3 protein-coding genes and 1 pseudogene are annotated in these 3,634 nt (G+C 70.0%); 3 read left to right on the top strand and 1 reads right to left on the bottom strand.

Annotated features, from left to right (window positions below; translation table 11 throughout):
- From F3J14_RS33970 to F3J14_RS33960, 3 genes and pseudogenes are all read left to right on the top strand, one after another.
- Positions 1 to 616 (top strand): annotated as a pseudogene (locus tag F3J14_RS33970) (flagellar hook-length control protein FliK); the annotation flags it as partial.
- Between the two features lie 161 nt (positions 617 to 777).
- Entirely contained in the window at positions 778 to 933 is a 156-nt protein-coding gene (locus F3J14_RS33965) for a hypothetical protein (protein WP_166726631.1), read from the top strand.
- 159 nt (positions 934 to 1,092) lie between these two features.
- Positions 1,093 to 1,572 (top strand): GNAT family N-acetyltransferase, encoded by a 480-nt coding sequence (locus F3J14_RS33960; protein ID WP_006754996.1) that lies wholly within the window; start codon positions 1,093 to 1,095, stop codon positions 1,570 to 1,572.
- Positions 1,573 to 1,753: 181 nt separating this feature from the next.
- Here F3J14_RS33960 and F3J14_RS33955 read toward each other — a convergent pair.
- Positions 1,754 to 3,634: copper-translocating P-type ATPase (locus F3J14_RS33955; RefSeq protein WP_166726630.1), on the bottom strand; the 1,881-nt coding region annotated here is incomplete at its 5' end.

The following is a 3,634-nucleotide window of genomic DNA, read 5'->3' as shown; positions in this document are numbered from 1 at the left end:
AGCGGCGGCTGTCGACGCCGAGCCGGAATCGACTCCGGCGCACGCCGCGCCCTCTACCGAACCGCAGGCGACGGCAGAACCCGCCGAGCCCGTGGTTGCCGCTGCGGCCGCGATTGCCGCGAGCCCCCGCGACGCTGCGCGAGCAACCGCAGCGCCGGCCTCGCCGGTCGTGCAGCCGGTGGCGTCCGCCGCGTCGTTCGTGACGAAGCCGTCGGCGGATCGCGCGCAACCGGGCGCGTCGGACTTCGATCCCGACACTCATCTGCGCCCGCTGTCGGACCGGCTTGCCACGCTGCACGCCGAGACGGCCGGCTTGAAGCAGGCGGCCGATCGCGAGATGCGCCGCGTCAACCGGCTGCTGCTGGCGCTGGCGGTCGTCGTGCTCGCTGGGCTCGTCGCGCTGGTGCTGCAAACGCGGCAGATCGCGCACCTGAAGCAGGACCTGGAAGCCCGGCAACAGCGGATCGACCGGCTGGCTGCCGACCTGTCGACACAGCAGGCAACGCTGATGACGCTCGCGGAACACCACGAAGCCATGCTGTCGCAGGTCGACCGGCTTCAGCGCAACGCAAACCGTGAGGCGGCGGCCGCGAAGCGCGCGCGTCGAACGCACTAAATATTCCGACCCTACCTGCAACCCTCCGCCCGACGGGGCGGGCGGGGCGGCGCGTGGCACGGGTGCGGCAAACTGATGCGGTGAGCTGGCAGAGTTCAGGGAAAACCCTTAGAATGGAGTCCCTCTAAGGGAAAACCCTAGAGCTATCTCAGGAGTCTCACATGAGCTTCATTCTTGCCCTGCTGCAAAAGATCGACGATCTGTTCGTCTCCCCGCACCTGCCGCTCGACGCGGAATACTCGTACGCTGCGCGTAGCGCCGAAGCCGATCGCATGCGTCGTGCGAACTTCGTGCCGATCGTCGTTTACCGTCGCTGATTCGCTGATTCGCTGATTCGCTGATTCGCTGATTCGCTGATTCGCTGATTCCGCGCGGCGCTCGCCGCCATTGCTTGCCCGCTTTTCACCGCCGCATCGCGCGCCGGTGCGGCCGTCCCGCTAAACTGGAAGTTCGACTTCCTTCGCGACCCCCGGGCCATGCTGCAGATGCGGCCGATGACGGCCGGCGAATTCCACGCATACCGCACGCGCGCCATCGACGGCTACGCGCGCGATCTCGTGTCATCCGGGCAGAACGCGAGCGAAGACGCGGCGGGCCGCGCCCGCGCCTGCTTCGATACGCTGCTGCCCGACGGGCTGCTCACCTCCGGCCAGACACTCGTCCAGCTGATCGACGCCGCCAGCGGCGACACGGTCGGCGACCTCTGGTACGCGATCGTGCCCGAAGGGCCGAACCGCACGCTGTTCATCTACGACCTCGACATCGTCCCGTCCCGGCGCCGCCAGGGCTGGGCCACGCGCACGCTCGATGCGTTGGAGGCCGAGGCACGCCGTCACGGCGTCACCGAAATCGGGCTGTCGGTGTTCAATCACAACACGGCCGCACGTGCGCTGTATCGGGCGTGCGGTTTCGCGCCGATCACGACGACGTTGATCAAGCCGGTCGTCCCGGGCTGAATCCGTTGGTGTGCGTGCCGGTCACGCGCATTCCCGCTTCCACGGCCTTCTCGCGGTTATGCGCCCCGACGCAGGACTCGCAACCTGCGGGCCCCGCTCGGCAACCGCCGCAACCTTCCCCATTCCATATATGACGAGCGCCGGCCGCCCATCGGACGGCCGGCGCTCGTCGCGGCCCGCATCAGCGCGCGCGGCCTTTCCATCTGCGCAGCAGCAACGCATTCGTCACGACGCTGACGCTGGAGAACGCCATCGCCGCTCCCGCGATCACCGGGTTCAGCCAGCCGAGCGCGGCGAGCGGCACGCCGATCAGGTTGTAGACGAACGCCCAGAACAGGTTCTGCTGGATCTTCCGGTACGTCCGCTTCGAGATGTCGATCGCATCGGCGACGAGCGCCGGATCGCCGCGCATCAGCGTGATGCCGGCCGTATGCATGGCGACGTCGGTGCCGGTCGCCATCGCGATGCCGACGTCGGCCGCGGCGAGCGCGGGCGCGTCGTTGATCCCGTCGCCGACCATCGCGACGACGCCGCCGTGCGTGCGCTTCAGTTCGGCTACCACGCGCGCCTTGTCGTCGGGCAGCACCTGCGCATGCACTTCGCTGATCCCGAGCGCTGCCGCGACGGCCGCCGCGCTGCCGCGGTTGTCGCCCGTCACGAGCACGCTCGCGACGCCGCGCGCCGACAGTGCCGCGACCGCGTCGCGCGCGCCGGGCTTCACGGTGTCGCCGAATGCGATCAGCGCGAGCAACGCGCGCGGCGCATCGGCGCGCATCAGCCACGAAATCGTGTTGCCCGCGTGTTCGAGCTCCGCGGCACGCGCGTCGAATTCCGGCGGCACGTCGACGCCGAGTTCATCGCGCCAGCGGGTGCTGCCGAGCGCGAGAAGCTGCCCGTCGACGTGCGCTTGAACGCCGCGGCCGGCCACCGCGCGCGCATCGGCCGCGACGATCTTGGCCGAGCCTGCGGCGACGCCGCGGGCCACGACATCCGCTTCGTGCGCGGCGACCACGGCGCGCGCGAGCGGATGATCGCTTTGCCGCTGGACCGCGGCCGCGAGAGCGAGTGCTTGCTCACGTGGGATGCCGACAGCGTCGAACGCCGTCACGGACGGCTTGCCTTCGGTCAGCGTGCCGGTCTTGTCGAACGCGATCACGGTCGTGCGCTGCGCGAGTTCGAGCGCCTGCGCGTCCTTGATCAGCACGCCGTGGCGCGCCGCGACGCCGGTGCCGGCCATGATCGCCGCGGGCGTCGCGAGACCGAGCGCGCACGGGCACGCGATGACGAGCACCGCGACCGCGTTGAGGATCGCCGTTTCGGTGCCGGCGCCGGCGATCAGCCAGCCGATCAGCGTCAGCACGGCGATGCCGAGGATCGCCGGCACGAACACTTCGCTCACGCGATCGACGAGCCGCTGGATCGGCGCCTTTTCCGCCTGCGCGGATTCGACGAGGCGGATGATGCGCGCGAGCGTCGTCTCCGCGCCGATCGCGGTGGTTTCGACGACGAGCGCGCCTTCGCCGTTGATCGAGCCGGCCGTGACGGGATCGCCGTCGTCCTTCGGCACCGGCAGGCTTTCGCCGGTGATCAGCGATTCGTCGATGTGCGAGCGGCCCGACACGATTCGCCCGTCGACGGGCACGCGCTCGCCGGGACGGATGCTGACGGTCGTGCCGACGCGCACCAGCGCCAGCGGCACGTCGCGTTCGACGCCGTGCTCGACGACGCGCGCGCGGTCGGGGCGCAGCGCGTTCAGCGCGCGGATCGCCTCGCTCGTCTGGCGTTTCGCGCGGGCTTCGAGCCATTTGCCGAAGCGCACCAGCGTGACGATGACGGCCGATGCCTCGAAATACAGGTGGCCTGGGTCGACGGGGTCGCGCACCAGCATCCACAGGCTCAGGCCGAACGCGGCCGAGGTACCGAGCGCGACGAGCAGGTCCATGTTGCCGGTGCGCGCCTTCACCGCGTGCCAGGCGGCGCGGTAGAAGCGCGCGCCGAAACCGAACTGGACGATCGACGCGAGCACGAGCTGCAGCCAGCCGGGCAGCATCGCGTCGATGCA

It is taken from the genome of Burkholderia sp. Tr-862 (genome assembly GCF_011753085.1).
In the GTDB taxonomy this organism is placed as follows: Bacteria; Pseudomonadota; Gammaproteobacteria; order Burkholderiales; family Burkholderiaceae; genus Burkholderia; species Burkholderia ambifaria.
Note: the sequence above shows the minus strand (reverse complement) of the source record. Positions and strands in the feature narration are given on the sequence as shown.